The sequence below is a fragment of the Nostoc cf. commune SO-36 genome, from assembly GCF_023734775.1.
In the GTDB taxonomy this organism is placed as follows: domain Bacteria; phylum Cyanobacteriota; class Cyanobacteriia; order Cyanobacteriales; family Nostocaceae; genus Nostoc; species Nostoc commune_A.
The window spans coordinates 494717-515680 of record NZ_AP025732.1; the positions used below are offsets into that span (position 1 = coordinate 494717).

A 20964-nucleotide genomic window follows, 5' to 3' on the forward strand; every position below is an offset into this window, starting at 1 on the left:
GAGAGGTTAAGATACCGGACTTCTTGAATAAATTCTGTATATTTTTGTTCGTAACTGCTGCAAAGATTGCTATATACAGCAGATTTCCAGGAAGGTGAAGTACAGAAGCTAAGTTTCGACATTTAGCTAGATTTAGATATAAACCCTATTTTACTCCTGAATCCTGCCTCCTGAATTCTGCCGTATTTATGAAACTTGTATATCTTGTAGCTTGGCCACCATTTCTGCACGCGCCGAAACCTTTAACTTGCGAAACATCCTCTTCAAAGCTTGTTTGACAGAATTTTGCGTAATCCACAGTTTTTCCCCGATTTCGGCATTCGTTAACCCCTGTGCCACCAATTCAGCAATTTCTAACTCACGGGCTGTTAGAGGACTTGTTAAAAGTGAATTGGATATTTTGGGTTTTGTCCGTAGGGTTGCCATTTTCGCTGATAAATGAATACATAAAGCGCTTAAATCAGCTAAATCGTTGCCATTAAAGGCAGGATTTCCCTTGTCACGAGCTAAGTTCAAGGTTCCGACAAGACGACCATCGTAAACAATAGGCCCAGTCATTACGTGTTCGTGATCTGAACGCGAGCAAAAATGCTTCCAGGCTGCTGGTGATAATAATAACTGCTCATGAGCGGGAGCATGACGTTCAACCACGTAGCGCCCCACTGGATTGCTTTCTAAGCATACTGCTGGGATGCCTGAAACATTAATCTCAGTGCTTGGCTGCTCATCTAGAAGATAAATGCCCCAATTTTGCACGCTAAAATGCTCACCAATTTTATCCGTGAGAGCTAGTCTTAATTCTTGCTCATTCTGGACATTGGCGATCGCATGAAATACAGCGTGGAGAGAATTAGTCATAAGTGTACCCAGTTGGGGACTATCCAAGCCTCAACAATTACTTCTATGCTAATACCAAGGAAACTAAAACGCTAATTAACAGTAGCGACTAGGAGAAGCACATGACAGTTACACAACTCTCTGCTCAGGAACTTTTCCGGGCTGCTTATGAAAACCGCTATACTTGGGACAAGAATTTTCCCGGTTATACCGCAAATATTACCTTTAAGCATGATGATAAAGTGTTTACAGGCAAAGTTATCATTACTGCCAATCTGAAAGCCGAAGTCTTGGATGTAGATGACGAGTCAGCACAGAAAGCAATTCATGGTCAAGCATGGGAGATAGCAATTCACCGCGTCCGCCGCAGCTTTGAAGACACCCACAGCGCCAATACCTTTAGCTATGGAAAAACTGACGAAACTGGTGCGGTTGAGCTTTTAATGGGTGGTAAGGCTGAGGGCGATAAATACAAAGTCCGCAATAATGAAGTATGTCATGTTCACCGTCTAATCCACGGTACTTATGTAACCATAGACACCTTCAGCAGTCATGACACTGGGGAAGGCTACCTGTCCCACCGTTATGACTCTGTGTACCATGACCCTAAAACTGGGGAACAAAAGGGCGGTAGAAGCGAATTTGTTGATGAGTATGAAAAAGTTGGTGACTATTTCATCCTCAATCGTCGGGAGATTCGCACTGAGACAGCAGGACAATTTTCTACTCAAGAATTTGTTTTCTCTGACATCAAATTGTTGGAACCTGTTGCTGCTTAAACTTTATCGAACAGAATTCAGGAGTCAGGAGTCAGAATTCAGAATGAATTCTGTACGACTGGTGGATAGCGCAGCGTTAGCGAGTACTCGAGCGTCTGAATAATCGGCGTTTTTGCACCCCCACCAAATTGAAAGTTTGGTGGTCTTCTCTACGAGACGCAAGCGCGAACAATTCCTGCGCGGTCTGAATCCCTGACTGATAGCGTTCGCGTAGCGTCTCTAAGAGTTGCGTTAGCGAGTCTTCTCCCAAGGGGAGACGCCAAAGGCGAACGAGCGTCTTGATTCTGACTCCTGAATTCTGACTTCTGAATTCTTCTTCAATCTGTAATATCATTAGCGATCGCTCTTAGTTAAAAGGAGCGATCGCTTTTAGTAGGGGCATACAGCTAGCTTGTACCATCTTCCCAATCTCTGCTTGGGAATGCCATTCTAGAGGCGGTAGCCTCAAGACTTGCGGCACGGCTACGAGCAGCATTTTCAGCCAGAGGCTGGAAACGAGGTTTTAAAGCAATACAGTTCAGTTAAGCAATTTTTTCCTTCTCTTTCTTCTCTCTGCGTCGCGCCAGTTGCTTCAAGTCGGGAAACCCGCCCAACGCACTGGCTTCTCTGTGCCTTGGCGGTAGCCTGCGGCAAGCCGAAGCGTCTACGTTAAAAAGTTGACTTTGATAACAGAGTTTTAGCCTTAACTGAACCGTATTAGGTTTTAAAGGAGTTTGAAAATCACGTTAGGATACTTAATTAGGTGTTCCTAATCAAGTGGTAATTTATTTATGAGTCAACTTGAAAACATTCAAGCTGAGTACGAAAAGTTTCCGGAAGCATTTGAGAGTGTAATCATTAGCACCGTGAGCGCACAGGCAATACCCAATGCTAGTTATGCTCCCTTTGTAATGGATGATTCCAAAAATATCTACATTTACGTCAGTGGTCTTTCGACTCATACCAAAAATATTTATGCCAATCCTCATGTTAGTGTCTTGTTTATCGAGGATGAAGCTAAGAGTAATCTAATTTTTGCCCGTCGTCGTTTGAGTTTTGATTGTACGGCAACTCTGATAGAGCGTGAAACTGACAAGTGGAATCAAATTGTTGAGCAATTTCAAGGGCGTTTTGGTGAAATTGTCGAAGTTTTGCGCGGCTTGTCTGACTTTCGGATTTTCCAGCTAACTCCGAGTGAAGGTCGTTTTGTAGTTGGTTTTGGGGCAGCATATCAAATCAGTGGTGATAACCTCCATCAACTTGTTCAAATCACAGGAGATGGTGACAAAAAGCAAGGTTAGAAATTCAAAATTTAAAATTCAAAGTTGTACCCTTGCAGAGTAGCAAGCTACGCGCAGCGTCTCGTAAAGAAGAAAGTTTCAGGCTCTTATTTAAACTTAAACTAAACTTTTTAATTTTATGCTTCAGTTTCAACCTCCTGGCTTTGGACATAAAGTCATCCATACATCCTTGGGGGCAATGGTCTACTATACCCAAACGCATGCACCTTGGGCAATTGGTGACACTGAAGATTTACCCCCACTACTGTTTCTCCATAACTTTGGTGGTGGGGCATCTGCCTATGAATGGTCTAAAGTTTACCCAGCATTTGCTTCTGATTACCATATTTTAGCCCCCGATCTCATCGGCTGGGGAGAATCGGCCCATCCAGTCCGGGATTATCAAATTAAGGATTATCTCAGCACGATCGCAGAGTTTATCATCCAAACTTGTCGCCAACCAGTGACGGTGGTAGCCTCATCTCTGACAGCCGCTTTTGCTATCCGCCTAGCTATTGTTCAACCCAACTTATTCAAAGCATTGTTTTTGGTTTCCCCGTCTGGATTTGATGATTTTGGACAGGGTGCTGGACGCAGACTTCCGCTTTCGGTAATTAATGCACCTCTGTTAGATAATTTTATTTACATCCTTGGTGCTGAAAATGAAATTGCAGTCCGCAATTTTTTACAAAGTTTTCTGTTTGCGAAGTCACAAAGAGTATCCCAAGAGATGGTGGAGGCTTATTTAACCTCGGCACAACAACCTAATGCCAAGTTTGCTGCTTTGGCATTTTTGCGGGGCGATCTTTACTTTGATCTGAGTTTATATATTCAACAACTGACAATTCCCACATTTATTTTTTGGGGAGAAAAGGCACAATTTACCAACATCAAATTAGGGCAACGCTTGGCAAATTTAAATCCAAGTGCAATTCGAGATTTTTATGCGATCGCAGATGCCGGAATATTACCTCATTTGGAAATACCGGAAGTTTTCATTGGTTTATTGCAGCAGTATATTGGGAAATTGGGGAGATGAGGAAGAATAATTACGAATTATCTTAATGTCTACCGAGAAATTAAATGCGCGTTCAATGCTTTAGTAATGCGATCGCCAGAGGCTTCTAAGTGGGCTAGGGTATAAATATCATTAAGTGGCGGAAGCCCACTTAGTTGTTTAAGTCTGATATCAATAGCTTGTTGCAGTTGACGCAATTTATACCAAGCCAATGTACGACCATCTTCAGGTGTATTAGTAGTACCCAACATCATTTCAAGCAAAATATTCAGATATTCTCGCTGTAACGAACGGCGGATGCTTGAAATTGGCTTTGGTTCTCCTGGGAGCAAAACTTCTGTCCAAATCCCTGTTTGCAAGGTATCGAATAATTCGGGAATGGAAAGTGCTTGACTAGGCAGAGTTTTTAATTCTATATCTTGTAAACGATTCAGGCGATCACTGTCTAATAGCGATCGCAATATCGCACTTTGGAAATTCAGAATGCGATCGTGGATTGGATAATCAAGGCGGTTGTTCCGTGCAGAACTACCCCAGTGTTCCCAACGCGATGGTGCTAGTTGATTGAGCAATTCTGGTGAAAAACTAAAAGCATCCTCAGCAAATACATACTCTTGTAGCTTTATCAATGCTTGACGTTGTTTTAAAAGTGAAACTGGTACAAATGCCCAAGCAGCATCATCACTAGCATGGAGACGCCGAAACGATTGCCCACCAATGTATTTAGAAAGCAAAATGGCGTTCCGAAAATAATATTTCAGTACTCTATTGAATTTCAGGCGCAGGTTACTATAACTTTCTCCTTTCGATAGATAACCCTTGTCAAGACGTTGCCATATAAAACGAGCATTATCCATCTGCCACTGCGAATAAAGTAGCACATCACTACTCATATCCCAGACATTTGCCAAAGGATTAATGTCCCAAATATCTTCATCAGTTGCGTAAGATAATTCTGGTTGAGGCGACGCTAGGGCAATCTGATCTAAAAAACTTTTTTCTGATTCTGGAATAATTGCCTCAAATGCTGTTGGTGGGGATCTTTTATAACCATACTCAATTGCCCATTCGTCATAAGGCCCAATAACTCTTGGGAAATAGTCACCTTGCTGTATTCCCTGTGGCGCTATATTCACAGGTAGATAGTCCATCACCGAACCCACTAAACCTTTGCTGTGAGTAATTTCAGTGTTATTTAATTCTTCAGGCGCTAACATGGTGCTGCCATGAAAGTTATGGCGCAAACCAAGAGTGTGTCCGACTTCGTGAGCGATGAGAGAACGCAAATATTGATGCACATATTCCTTCATCGTTTCACTACTCGCTGTAGTATTTGGCAAAATTGACAACGCTAGCGCCCCTATAGCTGCTTGGTTTGAAGACTCCATATCATAGCAAAACTCAGAGGAGAAAAAGAGAGCAGGGGAAGATGATGCGGTGACGGGAAGATTGGGAGACGCGGAGAATCTATCCAGCAACTTCCCCGCGTCCTTCTGTCCTTCTGCTTTTTCTTGACATGGGTTTGTACTCAGTGATGAATTTGCTTCCATCAACGCTTGATATTCTTGCTGAATTGATAGCATCATATTGGCATCCACAATGATATCTGCGTCCAATATTTCCCCGGTAAATGGGTTGACGCGCATTGGCCCTCTGGCAAAACCTGCATCCAAAGAATTGAACCAACGAATAGTATTGTAATGTACATCTGCTGGTTTCCAATCAGCATCATCTGGCATTTGCTGTACTTCAATGGCATTTTGAAATCCAGCTTTTTCAAATGCCTTATTCCACATCAAAACGCCTTCACGAATCGCATCGCGGTATTCTAATGGCACAGCATTCTCAATCCAATACACAATTGGCTTTTTGGGTGGAGATAAGCGAGCATTAGGATCGGATGGTTCTAAATGCCAGCGATTGATGTAACGTACAAATGACTCATGAGCATTATTATTAGAGAAATTTTGAAAAGCAGTAATAAAATATCCCACTCTGTCATCGGCAAGTCTGGGAATATAACCATTGTTTTCTCTCAGCCGAGAAAAACTGTAGTGGACTTTTAGGGTGAGTGCCCTGCTATCGGGTACGGTTACTAAATTTGCTCCTTCTAACGATGAAAAACCGTAAATCGAATCAATTTCTACATTTTCTGGGAAGCTGTTAACATCACCAAAATATGACTTGCGTTCATCTAAGCGGTAATCAGCCTGTAAAGAGTATTTCAACAAAGAACTTAATCCGGGAAAATCCTGCATTAGCAGTTCATCCAGACTGATCAGAATATTTTTACTGTTTGGATCAATAGTGGCAATTTGGAGTGAATAAAGAACCGAATCACTAAATGAACGAGCGAGCGATCGCTGTTCTGCTTGACTTTCTGTACGGAATTTAACATTACGTACAACAAAATGCAATCTGTTATTTATTCGTCGGAAGTAGAAGAGAAAATCAGAAATAGGTAATCCACTATAAATCCCGCTTTCCCCAACGCCCGATTCTAATGTAACTATAGCTAGGTAATTTTTATTTAGCTGCTCTGGTTTAATTTCTAAGTAAATTTTCCCCAAATCTTCACTGCAATAAAGTGTGAAGAGTCCCTCTAGTTTATCTATCTTATTAAGAATGCCATTAAATCGACAAAAATCTTCCTTTTTAATCTCAGAAAAATTTTTGTCAGCACTTGCTAAGTTTTCAACTGCTGGGAGTGCATTTAATTGCTGCACATCAATATTAGAAATATTTGAAAGCTCGTTTGCTCCTGCGTAATCAGCTGATAGGAACAAGTTATACAAAAATACTATACAGATTGCTAATTTAGTTATCCAGTATTTCATCCTTGGGCTTTTCACCTGAAGCAGTTATCGTGTTAAGGAAAAATGTGGATTAATTTGTCCTCTGTAAGCCCTTCAAATATCTAGGGATTACGATATAAATCCACTCAGTCAGATAAACAATACCTCTAGTACAGCATGGTGGAAATCCAGCTACTATCTCGATTAACCAGACAAGTTGATCGAGCAATTTGTAAAAATTAGGCAAACTTCCATTACAGTGTACTAGCCTAAAAATCGCGTGACTATTTGATTGTTATAAATAACTCTTGAGAAATTACTCATTAACAATCTATGCCTTAAGATAGATAGTTTTTAGAACTAAAGATATATGTTTTTTTGCTTCTATCTGTATTAAAAACCAAATGTAGCATTAAAAATGTATTTAGTGCTACATTTGGCAGCCGAAGAAATCTCAAGCATGGTTTATAAACAAAGAGCGAGACTTCTCAAAAAACTGTTATTAATCAGTTAAACGCTTTTTTTGGACTAATTGTGGAAGTTTATGCTAATCTCAACTTTTTTCTCACATAGTCAATTGGTTCTTCCCAATGTTCTTCAAAACGGTAGCCCAACAAAAAATCAGCTTTTTTGCCTAGTTCTTGCCCTTTCGCCAAATTGACGAAAATCGCTTTGATTTGTTGGGGAGCCAAAATTGGATAGAGCAATCTCGCCAACCACAAACCGATTTGCAGTGATTTACTGTAGTTTTGTGTAGCAACAAAAGCAAGTACACCAATTTCTCCTGCGTAGGTGGTATCAAAATCAAGCAAGACATGAAAAATATCATGGGTGACTAAATATCGCAGAGCAAATAGATTACGTTTGGCAATGTCTTCTAGTTCTGGGCTGATGTTTAATGGTTTTAGTTGATTTACCTGCATATAATTGGCATATTCTCGTCCAAAAGAGCCTTGAGGATATTGGCTTAATTGGTTCAAATCAATTGCGGGATAATATCCTACTACTGGTTCTAGTTTAGAAGCGACTGTTGGAGAAACTTTAGTCCCAAACAACTCAGATTTAAGAATGGCAATATCGCCCAAATTTTCTGAGTTTTTGTAAGCCATAATTGCTTTTAGCTGTTGTAGTTTTTTGAGCATAATACTTTTACGTAATGGGCTAACAAAAATTGATCCATCGCCAGGTATAGACTTTGATACAAAGTTATCTAATATCGAATAACTATTAAGAAGACAGTTAGGTGGTAGGCAAAATAATAGACCATAAATATAGATGTAGCTTTAGTTGAGGGATGTAGACACAAAGAGGCTTACCGCAGAGTACCCCAACACCAAGAATCCTTGATTTTGTTGGGTTTCACCCTGTTCAACCCAATCTACAAATATTGTATTTTTTCAGAGCCACAAAGGATCGTAAATAAGTTCTCTCTTCCTCAGGGTTGAAGAACCCTTTCTTTTTTATAACTAAGATATGCCTTTTGCTAGAAGGATAATTGCCTTTTTATAGTTAGTCTTTACTAGTACCCCCAAAAAATAAGTTAATTGGCATGATAAATTTAATTTCTAGGACGATTAGTCACATCAATTCCCTGCTTAAAGGACTTCAGGTAAAAGGTTTTTTGGCTGTTGTCTTAGTTGGTTTTCTAATGCTGACAACGAATGTTAGCGATGGGCAAAATGACAAAGGCTTAAAAGAAAGAGTTCGTGAAAAGGTAGAGCAGAATGATGCTCAAAGACCGAAAACAGTAGGGCAGTGGTTTAAAGATGCTCGTGAAACAGAAGCTTCTCCTGGCGAACGACTTCAGAAGATTGGACAACAATCAGGAGAAGCCTTTAAAGAATTTGGATCTGGGTATGTAGAGGGCGCTCAAGAAACCGCTAGTGATGTAGGGGATAGTGCGGCAGAGGCAGGCAGAAATATCTCAAACAAAGTTGCACGCTAAATGCGTCAGAATATCCCATTGGCAGCAAGTAGTAATAACTTTTCGCCAATAAATGAGTTACCCATAGAGAAGTTGGTATTAAATCAACAAAGTCTTCAAATACTTCTTGGGTAACGCGCTTACTCTTCTTGATGAAAGATTGTAGCGTTTCTCAGTTGCCTAAAATATAGGTTTTTAATAGGGGCGCATAGTTAACTATGCGCCTCTACTGCTTCGTCAAGAAATATTCTGACGCTGAGATATTTTACTTCAAGGTAGGCATCGATGATTTTTTGACATCGAGTGAGTATGCTTTCATTTCTGTTGGATAAAAAGAGCAGTCAAAGGGATTAATTTATTTACCAGCCTCATCCATCTTTAGCCAGTTAGCAAAGTTTTTCGCAGCAGATAAAATTTTTTAGGAAAAGGAAACTTATATACTATAAGTTATTTAGTAAGTGTTACAGACAAAGAAAACTGCTTCTATTGTACAATTATTTCAATGAATTAAACGATAGTTATTATTATTAGAGTTATATACTTATGCCAACCGCACTCAAAAATATACAAACTAGAAACCTAACTTTATCTTTCTAGACTGTCTCAATGGGACAGTATAATGGTTCAGTAAATCTTGCAAATTAAGGTATTTTTTGTAATAAGATTAGATTGCTGACTCAGTAATTACACGATAAAAAACTTGTGTTCTGAACGAATGGACTTGTGTTCTGAACGAATGGACTTGTGTTCTGAACAAATGAACTTGTGTTCTGGACGAATGAACTTGTGTTCTGGACGAATGGACTTGTGTTCTGGACGAATGGACTTGTGTTCTGGACGAATGGACTTGTGTTCTGGACGAATGAACTTGTGTTCTGAATGAACGTGAGTTTGATTAACCTCTCTCTGCCTTGAACTAAAGTTCAAGTCTGTCCCTCTCCGATTCGGAGAGGGACGGTTTTGCGTAGTAAAACCAGGGAGAGGTCTTTTTATTAGACTAATTAGATATAGCTACAGCCCTTCTCTGCAAGCAAAGAGGGGCTTGTGATATTATTGATCCTCAGAACGGCGATGTGTGCGTAACAGGCTCTTTTTCTGTTTTTCTTGCAAACTACTGGCTTGTTTCAAGACTGGGATACACTGGTTAATCATCCAGATTAAAACCTCGATTGGGGAGTCTCCTTGCTGAATGCGGTTTTCGGCACTTACGCCAATTAACATTGTTTGCAGAATTAGCAAGAATGCGTAGGCGTAGCCCGTCGTAGACATCGCCCTTTGACTTGCATTTTGACGCTTGTTTTTCATTTCGTACCCCGTGAGTGAGTTGTTGAATACAGCATCTCTTTGGGGTGGTGAACGCAATCAAGGCGGATAAAATCTCGTTAAAATCAGGAATACATGGGTTTGGGGTGGTAGATTCAATTAGGGGTAGCCCCAAACTTTTTGGAATTTGTTTTCGACTGTCATGCCGAAAAAGACTTACGGTTCTCAGGTAAAAGCACGGGTGAAGCGCCTTTTAGAGGCTTTGCTTGATTTCGCTAATTGGGAATTTGAAGACAGTAAATTTGATATTAAGTTCAAGTGGGAAGCAGAAGATAGTACCAACCCGAAGCTGATAATTGAGACAACCCTGGTAGCTTTGGAATATCTGACAGAAAAAGATAAATATCCAAGCAAGTTAAGCAAAACGCAAATTCGAGAAGCGCTGAGTCGGCTAAAAGACTTTTTAAAGATTCTGGAGGACAATCGCACCCAAACTAAGGGTGTTGATATTTGGCACTTCACGCTGAAACTGTGGTCAAAGGATAAAAAAAAGAACCTGGATCAAGTTGAACAGGCATGGGAAACCAGTAGACCAGAAAAATCTAAAGCTTTACAGGCGAATTCCCAGAAATCAGACGAGTCTTACTGGCAAGACATCTGCGGCGCCATGCTGGAAAAGCACAAGCGTCTCACCACAAATGAGTTGCTATTTGCTGATGATGAGATGAAATTTGAGCTAGAGGCAATTCATGTACCTTTAGCATTGGTGGAGCGTAACAAACCGAAGAAGTGCAGCGAGGATATTTCCGCAGAACAAGGTTCACGACTTTACGAACCGAGTTATGAAGAGAAGCAGCGATTTGAACATGAGGCTTTTTTAGAGCAAATTATCCGTGATGGTGTTGGTAAAACTCAAGGACACCGCATCGCTTTAATTGGGGAACCGGGTGCGGGAAAAACTACTCAGTTGCAAACTATAGCTTTTTGGATATTAAACAATAATCTGGGTTTACCAATTTGGATTTCTTTGGCAGACTTGCAAGGAAAGAGTGTAGAAAATTATCTGCTGCAAGATTGGCTGAAGAATGCTTTAAAATTGAGGGATGTACAAGAAGAACACAAAAACGCTTTAGAAAAATTATTCAAGAATAAGAATAATCGTGTGTGGTTGTTGTTGGATGCAGCAGATGAAATGTCTTCATTCCAACCATTAACTGAGATTTCCCAGCAGTTAGAGGGATGGATCGAAAATGCGCGAGTTGTGCTGACTTGTCGGATGAATGTTTGGGAAGTAAACGGCGGCGCTTTAGATCAGTTAGATTTCAAGACGTATCGGTTACTCAATTTTGAATATCCGCAACAAGTGCAAGAGTTTATTCGGCGTTGGTTTCACAACAAGGACGTAGACAAAGGCAAAAGATTATGGCAGGAATTAGATAAAGCTGAACGTCAGCGCATCCAAGATTTAGTTAAAAATCCTTTGCGGTTAGCGCTGTTGTGTAGCACTTGGCAAGGTTCCGATAAAGGTTTACCGGAAACTAAAGCCGGACTTTATCAGCAGTTTGTGGAAGAGTTTTACAAGTGGAAAGAAAACCGCTTCCCTACCACCGAAGAGCAGCAAGAGGAATTAAACGCAGCGTTGGGACGTTTAGCAAAACGGGCAATCGACCAAGAAACGTCACGGTTTCGGCTACCACATAAGTTAGTGCGTGAGGAATTAGGTGATGCAAAACAGCAAAATTCTTTATTTTGGTTAGCGTTAAAGTTGGGATGGCTAAATGAAGTTGGAGTGGCTGCGGAATCAGCAACGATAGAGAAAGTTTACGCCTTCTACCATCCCACATTTGAGGAATATTTTGCAGCGTTAGCGATCGATGATTGGCACGAGTTTCTGAATCATGTTCCCGACAACCCCATGCTAGGCGTTTATCGCATTTTTGCCCCGCAGTGGAAAGAGGTGATTTTGCTGTGGTTGGGATGTGAAGATGTGGAGAGTGAGGAGAAAGAAGAGTTTATTCAGGCGTTGGTGGAATTTGATGATGGGTGTGGAGAATACAGAGCTATTGATAGAGTCAGAAGGGGATTTTACGAGTTTCGCGCTTATTTTCTCGCTGCTGCGGGGGTTGATGAGTTGAAAAATTCTGTCAACGCAGATGCTATTGTGGCGGAAATTGTTAAATGGGGCTTTGGCGAGTTTAAGGTTGAACAAAACGAGTGGGTAGAATTTCTCAGATCAATCGCAGAGGGAGCAAGGACAGCACTACCTCAGACAAATCGCATAAAAGCGATCGCTGCCTTGGTGGAGTTAATCGGCCAACCACAACTCAATGATCATACCCAATGGCAAGTAGCATATAGCTTAGGGAAAATTGGCTCTGGCAACCAAAAAGCGATTGATGCTTTGGTGGAGTTAATCCGCAATTCAGAACTGGCTGATTATACCCGAACGGAAGCGGCATCAAGCTTAGGGGAAATTGGCTCTGGCAACGAAAAAGCGATCGCAGATTTGGTGGAGTTAATCGGCAATCCACAACTGGATCATTCTACCCGAATGCAAGCGGCATCAAGCTTAGGGGCAATTGACCCTGGCAACGAAAAAGCGATCACAGCTTTGGTGGAGTTAATCGGCCAACCACAACTCAATGATCATACCCAATGGCAAGTAGCATATAGCTTAGGGAAAATTGGCTCTGGCAACCAAAAAGCGATTGATGCTTTGGTGGAGTTAATCGACAATCCAGAACTGGATGATTTTACCCGAATGCAAGCGGCATCAAGCTTAGGGGAAATTGGCTCTGGCAACGAAAAAGCGATCACAGCTTTGGTGAAGTTTATCGGCAATCCAGACCTGGATGATTCTACCCGATGGGAAGCGGTATCAAGCTTAGGGAAAATTGACCCTGGCTACGAAAAAGCGATCACAGCTTTGGTGGAGTTAATCGACAAACCACAACTCAATGATCATACCCAATGGCAAGTAGCATATAGCTTAGGGGAAATTGGCTCTGGCAACGAAAAAGCGATTGATGCTTTGGTGGAGTTAATCGGCAAACCTAAACTGGATGATTTTACCCGATGGCAAGCGGTATCAAGCTTAGGGAAAATTGGCTCTGGCAACCAAAAAGCGATCACAGCTTTGGTGGAGTTAATCGGCAATCCAGAACTGGATGATTATACCCGATGGCTAGCGGTATCAAGCTTAGGGGCAATTGACCTTGGCAACGAAAAAGCGATCACAGCTTTGGTGGAGTTAATCGGCAATCCACAACTGGATGATTCTACCCGATGGGAAGCGGCATCAAGCTTAGAGAAAATTGGCTCTGGCAACGAAAAAGCGATTGATGATTTGGTGAAGTTAATCGGCAAATCAAAACTGGATTATTATATCCGATGGCTAGCGGTATCAAGCTTAGGGAAAATTGGCTCTGGCAACGAAAAAGCGATCGCAGCTTTGGTGAAGTTAATCGGCAAACCAAAACTGGATGATTATACCCGAATGCAAACGGCATCAAGCTTAGGAAAAATTGGCTCTGGCAACGAAAAAGCGATCGCAGCTTTGGTAGAGTTAATCGGCAAACCAAAACTGTATTATCATACCCGATGGGAAGCGGTATCAAGCTTAGGGAAAATTGGCTCTGGCAACGAAAAAGCGATCGCAGCTTTGGTGGAGTTAATCGGCAAACCAAAACTGGATGATTCTACCCGAATGCAAACGGCATCAAGCTTAGGGAAAATTATATTAGAGCAACAGATGGCGAGTGTTGTGAGTGTATTGAAGGATTACTTATCACCTGAAACTTACAAAAATGACTTTGAGCGATTTGATAAGTGCTACAACGTTATCTGGAAGTGCGCCCAAAGTATGCCCTACTCAGCTTTTTATCAAGCTTGGCATCAATAAGAGAAAGTGAAAGATGGAGAGTAGGAAAGAAAAATACTTCCTCCAGCCAAAACATAAGCGAAATGTGGAAGCAGCAATCCCTTGTAAAGACGTGATACCAATTCGCAATTCGCAATTCGCAATTCGCAATTAAAAAATTTAGAGATAGCTAGCCTTTCAGGGTTTACATCTGTTTAATAATTTTAATGAATTGGTATGATACATTGCATCTTGTAAACGTCTCGTAAATCTATCGCGTCTGATATTTCCCCAATCCAAGAAATGCGATGCCCCTAGTAAAAGAGATATTGTAAACAGAATGGAAATGCGATCGCCTTTACGGTTTATATACCTCACTGCGATGAGCAATCGCCACAACAAGTACCTGCACAACTTCATCGTCTATAGAATAAATTACCCTGTAATCTCCGATTCGGTAGCGATAGTAACCTGCATAATCTCCCTTTAAGGCTTTAATGTTGGGGTGCGATCGAGGAGTTTGTTCTAACTGCTGCAAACATCGAGCAATTTTCTTAGCAAAAGCTTTGTCAGCATTGACATAAACTTCCTGGACATCGGGATGAAGAATAACTTCATACATCAGAGCGAAGAGTTCTCCAGGCGGTGTATTCGGCTTTAGGCGTTACTTGATTTTGCTTAACTCGCTCTAACAATCCAGGAATTGCCAAAAGTTCTTGGGTTGCAGCTTCGCTTTCAGCATTTGCCAAATAAGCAGCAAAATCAGTCAGCGCCTGTAATCGCTCTGGAGATAGTTGCTGGAGTAAGTCATTAAGCTGTTGCTGTAACTCTGCGACAGTGATCAAATCTGCTGATGATTCATCATCCATCGGAGAATTATCGGTAGTATTCATTGCCTACTTCATAATTTCAAGGTTTAGTTTTTATTATGCATCAAATCTTCCAGGTGCTTTGGTTATCTTAGAGGAAACTGTGGCAGAGGCGATCGCACCTAATAAAACAGATATTGCAATCAGAATGAGAATGCGTAGGCGTAGCCCGCCGCAGGCATCGTTAATTGCCTAAGTAGCAATTACAGCAGTCAAAGGGATTAATTTATTTACCAGCCTCATCCATCTTTAGCCAGTTAGCAAAGTTTTTCGCAGCAGATAAAATTCTTTAGGAAAAAGAAACTATATACTGTAAGTTCTTTAGTAACTGTTACAGACAAGGAAAATTGCTTATAATGTGCAATTATTTCAATGAATTAAACGATAGTTACCATTATTAGAGTTATATACTTATGTCAATCGCACTCAAAAATATACAAACTAAAAACCTAATTTCAATTGGTTTGCTAGTTTTTGTTCCTATTGCCATTGTCGCAGAAAAGTTAGAATGGGATGCATTACTAGTATTTGGACTTTCAGCAGTTGCAATTATTCCGTTAGCAGTTTGGCTGAGTCAGGCGACAGAAGAAATTGCTGTGGTTTTAGGGCCTTCTATAGGAGGGTTGTTAAATGCAGTCTTCGGTAATGCAACTGAGCTAATTATTGCTCTAGTAGCTCTTAAAGCAGGCTTGGTAGATATTGTTAAAGCCAGCATAACTGGGACTATTATCAGTAATCTACTGCTAGTAATGGGGCTATCTATGTTGCTAGGAGGGTTACGCTATAAGGAGCAGACTTTTCAGCCAATGGCAGCGCGAGTCAATGGCTCGACAATGACACTAGCAGTAACTGCAATTGTCCTGCCTGCAATGGTGATTGCTACATCTAATGTCGTCGAGCCAAGCGCTATTACTAATCTGTCGATTTTTGTAGCAGTCATTTTAATTGTAGTTTATGGTTTTACGCTGTTATTCTCGCTGAAGACTCACAGCTACCTTTACGATGTTGGGGTTGTAGAACTAGAAGGTGCTTCTGAAGACGAGGCTGCCACAGACCAAGATAAACATTCAAAGCCAAACTTAAGCCTTTGGGTTGGTGTTTTGCTTGTGGCAACAATTGGTATAGCGTTCGTGTCTGAGATTTTTGTCGGTGCGGTTGAAGAAGCAACAAAAGGACTAGGATTGACACCTTTGTTTACCGGAGTAATTTTATTACCACTAGTTGGAGGTGCAGCCGAATATGTAACTGCTGTCCGAGTGGCGATTAAGAACAATATGGATTTGGCTGTATCTGTAGCAATGGGATCGAGTCTACTAGTTGCTTTGTTGGTTGCACCGCTCCTTGTGCTAGTTGGGCTGGTAATTGGACAACCAATGGATTTAAACTTTAACTTGTTTGAGGTTGTTGCAGTGATCATTGCAGTGGTCATTGCCAACTTAATTAGTTTGGATGGTCGCTCTAACTGGTTAGAGGGGATGTTGCTGTTAGCAACCTATGCTATATTGGGTGCTGCCTTCTACTTCCATCCAGTTTGAGTACTAATTGGGCAATGGCGCTGTTATGGATGGCAGATTACTTTTGCTTCTTTATGCAGCAGCTTTGTTGTTGCGTCGGCTTAACAGAAAACCAACAGAGACTGCACCTATACCAATGAGTGTTGCATTAGTTTCCGGTTCTGGCACTGCTTGAGGTGTTTGGAACGAACCACTGATTGTAAACTTGGAGTTTATAGGAGCAGTTGGGTCTGAAGTAAAAGTATCACTCTCTGATAAGTTTAGTATGCCAGTAGCACCAATGAATCTACCTTCACCACCAGTGATAGTTATGGTAGAAGAACCTGTTCCGACAAAATTTTCAAAGTCAAGCGAAGCACTACCAACAATGCTTCCAAAAACTCGATCGCTTCCACTACTAAATAAAGAGAAAGTGCTAACTGGTAAGCCTTCTAAATTAAACGCTGCTGGGTCTGAACTGAATCTAAATACACTAGTCGCAGGGTCAAATTCAGCGTAGGTTAGATTCGTCAGGTTAGTTAAACCATATGGGGCATCAACACTTTTGCCTACATCCGTTGACTCGAAAATATTTGGGGCAATTGGTATATTTGTAATTTCAACATTGTAGACAGCCTCAAATGGGTAGATAGTCTGTGCGATCGCTTCTGGAACATCGGCTGCAAAACCGAGTAGCGTAAGAGCTGCACAGGATAACCATGTAGTAGATGGACTCTTAATCATTGCGTTTCAATTCTAATTGTAAGTATTACTTGTTAAACAACGAATTCACAGGGAGTATATAGCAATCCACGTATATCTATGAAAACAGGTAATAATTCTTCACACGTAGAGACAAGTTTACAAGCTGCAAATTCAGGTAGTATTCTAGATTTGGGTTACAGCGGTTTTCAAATGAATAGACTACAGTGAGCAAACCAGCCCCAAGCATCATCGGACGAAATTTGCTCAGTAACAATTTGCGTTAAAACTTGATTAAGTGACTCGTAGGTTCGAGATGAAAGCAGCACGCAAACACTGTTAGGACTTACGCACGAGTTATGGAATAACGAACCACAGAGGCACAGAGGACACGGAGAAATCAGAGTTTGAGAGATATTTTGCGTAAGTTCTAACTGTTTGAGTTTTGACCAACACAATTCAATCGGGGACAAATCCGGTGAATAAGGGGGTAGAAAGACAACCCTTGCACCGAGAGCGTCAATGACATCTCAAATTGCCTGGGCTTGATGTACCGACAAATTATCCATTACTACGACTGCTCCCTTCCACATCTGTGGCGTTTGCACGAACGAATGGGGACTCTAGTATCCTGAGAAGTTTACATCACTCATACCGGATTTTATTTGTCAACTGCGCTAATACACCCTACTAAATTAGATATTTTTTTAAATGGAAGTGCCTAAAGCTTGATGACACTATAAAGCAAACTCTATTGACGGGTATAACGATGTTTTACCCCAATCGGGAAATATTCAAAATCACCCATTGGGACTAATGTAACTTGTGGTGTTTGATATTCTGCGGGAACATAATTAGCAAACTCGCTATTTAGGCGGAGCAGTTGTGAAAGAATAGAAGATGCGATCGCAATTCTTCGATCTTCACTACCCTCTACCCCTGCTCCTAATTCCACAACCACGGATAAAAATCGGTTCTTGTCTGCATCTTCCTTCACTTGCAATACAAATTTACCCGTCACCCATTCTTGAATTCCTGGTTGTTCTAATCCCACCGTCACATTTTCGGGATAGATATTTGCGCCAAAGTAGGAAACTGTAAAGTTAGAACGACCGAAGACATAAACGAAAGGTAGCTGATGAATACCTCTAGGGGAGTGGGGAGTGGGGAGTGGGGAGTTTTCTAACGCTGCAACAGGATCAAATCCCCATTCTGCTAAAAATTGCAGCATGGCATCATAACTAATTATCCCACCAGTATCCAAGATGTCATAACGCACTAAGGGAATACCGTTATCTCCTGAAAACAGCAATCCGCCATCTTGAACTTCAAAAAAGCGAGTGAAGGGATCGTATTGTACTAAGGTGGGTAAACGCGATTCCCCAAATAAAGCTCTAGCTGCATCGGGATTTTCTGCCAAAAAACGGCGAATGCAGATACTTAACGGTGTTTCATTGCCTAAAACTCCCGCATCCGCAGTGCCGTAGAGTGATGCAAAATCATAGCAAGGATTTTGTGAACCGACTCTTTCACCAACCAAACTCCGCCATTCTTCACTAAATACTTCTCCCGCCATCACTAATTTAATCTGATATTGCTGCCACTCCACACCGCGAGCGATACCACTATCAATCACATCTTTCAAAAATGGCGGGTATCCCAATAACACCACTTGTTCAAAAGCTGAACCTAATTCTTGGACAACTCGCAAGATTTCTTCTTTGTTGTTACCAGGAGTAATTACGGTGATGGGATAACCTTTGCTAGCAAGATAACGACAGCAATTAGTGGTAAACATTCCACCTACCCAAGTGCCCAAAGTGAAACAAATCACTGCTAGGGTACGTCTGGTATCTGTGTAAAAACTATCGTGAAAAATCTGTTCAAAGCGTGTGGCGATTTGGAGTTCATCTGTGAAAAAACGAGGCCAAAATGTCGGTTTACCACTAGAACCGGAAGAAGCAGCTATCATATCGCACGCTTCTAATTGTCCGTTGCGGCACAAGTCAGCCAAAGGATAGCGCAGTATATAATTTTGTTTAGCGATCGCTGGTAGTTTTTGAAACTCCTCTAAGCTTTGAATAGTCGCGGGATCAATTTCCCTTTCTGCTAAAAAAGCCTTGTAGGCTGGTACATTAGCCGCCACATCGTGAAATAAACTCAAAGCTGTCGAAGTTTGAGTGTTGAGATGCCGTTGCAGTAGCGTTTCTAGGGGGGTAGACAAAAAATCTTCAAATGCTTTAATTACTTGCTGCTGTCTTGATTTCGGGTTCATGACGCTTGTTGTTTATCCTGAAGTAAAACCAACACCGTTAAAATAATTCGTAATTCGTAATGACGCGTCGCTAACGTAATTCGTAGGATATCCGAAAATGAGGGTATACGCGTTGTAGTTATTCAATAAAACCTTAATTTATCCTTGGGCACCATGCAGCTCTATTGCAGTAAACAACACACAAATAATGGTGGGAACCGCTTTTGCACGCATTGTGGTGAGCCATTACCTCTTGCTGTGGGACAGGTGGTTGATAATCGCTATCAAATTATCCGTCATTTAGGGCAGGGTGGCTTTGGACGCACCTATTTGGCGGAGGATAGAAATAAAGCTCATCAAACCTGTGTGCTGAAAGAATTTGCACCCCAAGTACAAGAACATCAAGATTTACAAAAAGCTAAAGAGTTATTTGAGCGAGAAGCAAATGTTCTGAAAAAACTCCAGCATCCACAAATTCCGCGTTTTCACGCCTCGCTACAAGTGAATATAGGCACTAAAGATTTTTTCTTTCTAGTGCAAGATTATGTGGATGGTGATAATTACTACCAATTATTAGAACAGCGTGAAACTCAAGGAAAAACTTTTAGTGAAGAGGAAGTCATCACTCTGTTGCAACAGATTTTACCTGTTTTATCCTACATCCACTCACGAGATGTAGTTCACCGTGATATCTCTCCCGATAATCTGATTTGGCGGCGTTCTGATAATCTACCAGTGCTGATTGATTTTGGTGGTGTCAAACAATTGCCAGCTTCTCAAGGTTTTTGGCGCACTAAGTTAGTTGGAAATAACACCTTGCTGGGTAAAAAGGGCTACGCTCCAGAGGAACAGCTACGGCAAGGTAAAGCATTTTTTAGTAGTGATTTATACTCTTTGGCAGTGACGGCATTGGTGTTGCTAACTGGCAAAGAACCGCAAAAATTATACGACAGCTATCAGGGAATTTGGGGTTGGGGAAAGGAAATCCGAGTTAGTCCCCAATTGGAGGCTGTGTTAAAAAAGATGCTGGCTTATAAACCGAGCGATCGCTACCAACGAGCCGAGCAAATCCTCAGAGATTTACCATCGGCAAGTGCGGCGAAATCCCCAGGTAATTATATTACTAGCAAGATCAACACGATGGTAGTTGCTCCAGGAAGACAACGCGCCAGTGCTGTTATGAGTAAATTTCAGAGCAAAACGCAAGCCATATCTAAACCGATATCTTTCCCTGTTTGGATTCGCCCTTTTGTGATGAGTTTAGGAGGGACGGCTTTAGTTGTCTTAACTGGCGCAGGTGCTTGGGCAGTAGTAAATGCAGTCATTCGGGGTGTAACTTCAATCACCATTCCCTCAATTTCATTACCGCAAATTCCCCAATTGCCGGGCGGTAAGCCAGACGGGGAAAAAGGAAAAAATAGCGATCTCCAGAAAATTATTAATCGTCGTCAAGAGCTAGAAATTACTGAAGGATTTTTTATTCCCTTCGTAGATAATTTATTTTATACAAAAAAACCGCAATTAAAGGGGCGTAGCCTGACATCTAAACCTGAAGATGCTGGTTTACGAAATGAATGGTCTGGTATCGCTAACGATTTATTGAATAAACTAGAACAGGCTAACCTCAGTACAGCATCTCGTCGGAAGTTGGGTAAGTATACTGAACAAGATTACGAAACATGGAGACGACTTGCGCGATCGGGTGAGTTTGGGAAGTATACAATTGATCAGCTGACAAAAGACACAAACGAAAAATTTGATCGTTTGTTTCCCGATCAGCAGCGTAATAAACTCAATCAACAGACTTTCGGTCAAATTTGGTATGCGATCGCTGCTGATCAAGTCAGTAATGTACGATCTGGCAAATAAGGGGACTGGGGACTGGAGACTGGGGAAGAGTAACTAATAACAA

The 20964-nt window shown here is 41.3% G+C and carries 18 protein-coding genes; 7 read left to right on the forward strand and 11 right to left on the reverse strand.

Annotation, left to right across the window (positions count from 1 at the left end; genetic code table 11):
• Positions 1 to 186 precede the first annotated feature (186 nt).
• On the reverse strand, positions 187 to 858 hold the full coding sequence (locus ANSO36C_RS02280; RefSeq protein ID WP_251958205.1) for a LuxR C-terminal-related transcriptional regulator: 672 nt from the start codon (positions 856 to 858) through the stop codon (positions 187 to 189).
• 101 nt (positions 859 to 959) lie between these two features.
• Here ANSO36C_RS02280 and ANSO36C_RS02285 point away from each other — a divergent pair, with 101 nt between their 5' ends.
• Complete coding sequence (locus ANSO36C_RS02285; RefSeq protein WP_251958206.1) at positions 960 to 1616, forward strand: DUF3386 domain-containing protein; 657 nt, start codon at positions 960 to 962, stop codon at positions 1614 to 1616.
• A gap of 346 nt (positions 1617 to 1962) precedes the next feature.
• Here ANSO36C_RS02285 and ANSO36C_RS33790 read toward each other — a convergent pair whose 3' ends face one another.
• Positions 1963 to 2091 (reverse strand): hypothetical protein, encoded by a 129-nt coding sequence (locus ANSO36C_RS33790; protein ID WP_267145351.1) that lies wholly within the window; start codon positions 2089 to 2091, stop codon positions 1963 to 1965.
• A 295-nt stretch (positions 2092 to 2386) separates the two neighbouring features.
• Here ANSO36C_RS33790 and ANSO36C_RS02290 point away from each other — a divergent pair, with 295 nt between their 5' ends.
• Positions 2387 to 2896 (forward strand): HugZ family pyridoxamine 5'-phosphate oxidase, encoded by a 510-nt coding sequence (locus ANSO36C_RS02290; RefSeq protein WP_251958207.1) that lies wholly within the window; start codon positions 2387 to 2389, stop codon positions 2894 to 2896.
• A 118-nt stretch (positions 2897 to 3014) separates the two neighbouring features.
• On the forward strand, positions 3015 to 3914 hold the full coding sequence (locus ANSO36C_RS02295; protein ID WP_251958208.1) for an alpha/beta fold hydrolase: 900 nt from the start codon (positions 3015 to 3017) through the stop codon (positions 3912 to 3914).
• A gap of 29 nt (positions 3915 to 3943) precedes the next feature.
• Here ANSO36C_RS02295 and ANSO36C_RS02300 read toward each other — a convergent pair whose 3' ends face one another.
• Positions 3944 to 6730 (reverse strand): zinc-dependent metalloprotease, encoded by a 2787-nt coding sequence (locus ANSO36C_RS02300; protein ID WP_251958209.1) that lies wholly within the window; start codon positions 6728 to 6730, stop codon positions 3944 to 3946.
• A 500-nt stretch (positions 6731 to 7230) separates the two neighbouring features.
• Complete coding sequence (locus tag ANSO36C_RS02305) at positions 7231 to 7830, reverse strand: ubiquinone biosynthesis protein COQ4 (RefSeq protein WP_251958210.1); 600 nt, start codon at positions 7828 to 7830, stop codon at positions 7231 to 7233.
• A 407-nt stretch (positions 7831 to 8237) separates the two neighbouring features.
• Between ANSO36C_RS02305 and ANSO36C_RS02310 the strand changes: the two genes are divergently transcribed.
• On the forward strand, positions 8238 to 8633 hold the full coding sequence (locus ANSO36C_RS02310) for a hypothetical protein (RefSeq protein WP_251958211.1): 396 nt from the start codon (positions 8238 to 8240) through the stop codon (positions 8631 to 8633).
• A gap of 663 nt (positions 8634 to 9296) precedes the next feature.
• Here the strand turns inward: ANSO36C_RS02310 and ANSO36C_RS02315 are convergent.
• Complete coding sequence (locus ANSO36C_RS02315) at positions 9297 to 9539, reverse strand: hypothetical protein (RefSeq protein ID WP_251958212.1); 243 nt, start codon at positions 9537 to 9539, stop codon at positions 9297 to 9299.
• Between the two features lie 123 nt (positions 9540 to 9662).
• Positions 9663 to 9917 (reverse strand): hypothetical protein, encoded by a 255-nt coding sequence (locus tag ANSO36C_RS02320; RefSeq protein ID WP_251958213.1) that lies wholly within the window; start codon positions 9915 to 9917, stop codon positions 9663 to 9665.
• Between the two features lie 160 nt (positions 9918 to 10077).
• Here ANSO36C_RS02320 and ANSO36C_RS02325 point away from each other — a divergent pair, with 160 nt between their 5' ends.
• On the forward strand, positions 10078 to 13776 hold the full coding sequence (locus ANSO36C_RS02325; protein ID WP_251958214.1) for a HEAT repeat domain-containing protein: 3699 nt from the start codon (positions 10078 to 10080) through the stop codon (positions 13774 to 13776).
• Between the two features lie 316 nt (positions 13777 to 14092).
• Here the strand turns inward: ANSO36C_RS02325 and ANSO36C_RS02330 are convergent, their stop codons facing one another.
• Positions 14093 to 14356 carry a type II toxin-antitoxin system RelE family toxin gene (locus ANSO36C_RS02330; protein ID WP_190959222.1) on the reverse strand — a complete coding sequence of 88 codons (264 nt, stop codon included), beginning with the start codon at positions 14354 to 14356 and terminating at the stop codon, positions 14093 to 14095.
• Complete coding sequence (locus ANSO36C_RS02335) at positions 14349 to 14627, reverse strand: hypothetical protein (protein WP_251958215.1); 279 nt, start codon at positions 14625 to 14627, stop codon at positions 14349 to 14351. Before ANSO36C_RS02335 ends, ANSO36C_RS02330 begins: the two co-directional genes overlap by 8 nt.
• Positions 14628 to 15016: 389 nt before the next feature.
• Here ANSO36C_RS02335 and cax point away from each other — a divergent pair, with 389 nt between their 5' ends.
• Positions 15017 to 16138, forward strand: a complete 1122-nt coding sequence (gene cax, locus ANSO36C_RS02340) for a calcium/proton exchanger (RefSeq protein ID WP_251958216.1) — start codon at positions 15017 to 15019, stop codon at positions 16136 to 16138.
• A gap of 51 nt (positions 16139 to 16189) precedes the next feature.
• Here the strand turns inward: cax and ANSO36C_RS02345 are convergent, their stop codons facing one another.
• From ANSO36C_RS02345 to ANSO36C_RS02350, 3 genes are all read right to left on the reverse strand, one after another.
• Positions 16190 to 16840 (reverse strand): hypothetical protein, encoded by a 651-nt coding sequence (locus ANSO36C_RS02345; protein ID WP_251958217.1) that lies wholly within the window; start codon positions 16838 to 16840, stop codon positions 16190 to 16192.
• A 167-nt stretch (positions 16841 to 17007) separates the two neighbouring features.
• Positions 17008 to 17322: a transposase gene (locus ANSO36C_RS34700; protein ID WP_410174703.1), complete on the reverse strand. Its 315-nt coding sequence runs from the start codon at positions 17320 to 17322 to the stop codon at positions 17008 to 17010.
• Positions 17323 to 17549: 227 nt separating this feature from the next.
• On the reverse strand, positions 17550 to 19073 hold the full coding sequence (locus ANSO36C_RS02350) for a phenylacetate--CoA ligase family protein (protein WP_251958218.1): 1524 nt from the start codon (positions 19071 to 19073) through the stop codon (positions 17550 to 17552).
• Between the two features lie 153 nt (positions 19074 to 19226).
• Here ANSO36C_RS02350 and ANSO36C_RS02355 point away from each other — a divergent pair, with 153 nt between their 5' ends.
• Positions 19227 to 20921 carry a serine/threonine-protein kinase gene (locus tag ANSO36C_RS02355; RefSeq protein WP_251958219.1) on the forward strand — a complete coding sequence of 565 codons (1695 nt, stop codon included), beginning with the start codon at positions 19227 to 19229 and terminating at the stop codon, positions 20919 to 20921.
• Positions 20922 to 20964: the final 43 nt, after the last annotated feature.

What these genes read in the sequence shown, in the direction of transcription:
- ANSO36C_RS02280 (WP_251958205.1), bottom strand. Translation starts at nt 858, where the DNA reads ATGACTAATTCTCTCCACGCTGTATTTCATGCGATCGCCAATGTCCAG.
- ANSO36C_RS02285 (WP_251958206.1), top strand. Translation starts at nt 960, where the DNA reads ATGACAGTTACACAACTCTCTGCTCAGGAACTTTTCCGGGCTGCTTAT.
- ANSO36C_RS33790 (WP_267145351.1), bottom strand. Translation starts at nt 2,091, where the DNA reads ATGCTGCTCGTAGCCGTGCCGCAAGTCTTGAGGCTACCGCCTCTAGAA.
- ANSO36C_RS02290 (WP_251958207.1), top strand. Translation starts at nt 2,387, where the DNA reads ATGAGTCAACTTGAAAACATTCAAGCTGAGTACGAAAAGTTTCCGGAA.
- ANSO36C_RS02295 (WP_251958208.1), top strand. Translation starts at nt 3,015, where the DNA reads ATGCTTCAGTTTCAACCTCCTGGCTTTGGACATAAAGTCATCCATACA.
- ANSO36C_RS02300 (WP_251958209.1), bottom strand. Translation starts at nt 6,730, where the DNA reads ATGAAATACTGGATAACTAAATTAGCAATCTGTATAGTATTTTTGTAT.
- ANSO36C_RS02305 (WP_251958210.1), bottom strand. Translation starts at nt 7,830, where the DNA reads ATGCTCAAAAAACTACAACAGCTAAAAGCAATTATGGCTTACAAAAAC.
- ANSO36C_RS02310 (WP_251958211.1), top strand. Translation starts at nt 8,238, where the DNA reads ATGATAAATTTAATTTCTAGGACGATTAGTCACATCAATTCCCTGCTT.
- ANSO36C_RS02320 (WP_251958213.1), bottom strand. Translation starts at nt 9,917, where the DNA reads ATGAAAAACAAGCGTCAAAATGCAAGTCAAAGGGCGATGTCTACGACG.
- ANSO36C_RS02325 (WP_251958214.1), top strand. Translation starts at nt 10,078, where the DNA reads ATGCCGAAAAAGACTTACGGTTCTCAGGTAAAAGCACGGGTGAAGCGC.
- ANSO36C_RS02330 (WP_190959222.1), bottom strand. Translation starts at nt 14,356, where the DNA reads ATGTATGAAGTTATTCTTCATCCCGATGTCCAGGAAGTTTATGTCAAT.
- ANSO36C_RS02335 (WP_251958215.1), bottom strand. Translation starts at nt 14,627, where the DNA reads ATGAATACTACCGATAATTCTCCGATGGATGATGAATCATCAGCAGAT.
- cax (WP_251958216.1), top strand. Translation starts at nt 15,017, where the DNA reads ATGTCAATCGCACTCAAAAATATACAAACTAAAAACCTAATTTCAATT.
- ANSO36C_RS02345 (WP_251958217.1), bottom strand. Translation starts at nt 16,840, where the DNA reads ATGATTAAGAGTCCATCTACTACATGGTTATCCTGTGCAGCTCTTACG.
- ANSO36C_RS02350 (WP_251958218.1), bottom strand. Translation starts at nt 19,073, where the DNA reads ATGAACCCGAAATCAAGACAGCAGCAAGTAATTAAAGCATTTGAAGAT.
- ANSO36C_RS02355 (WP_251958219.1), top strand. Translation starts at nt 19,227, where the DNA reads ATGCAGCTCTATTGCAGTAAACAACACACAAATAATGGTGGGAACCGC.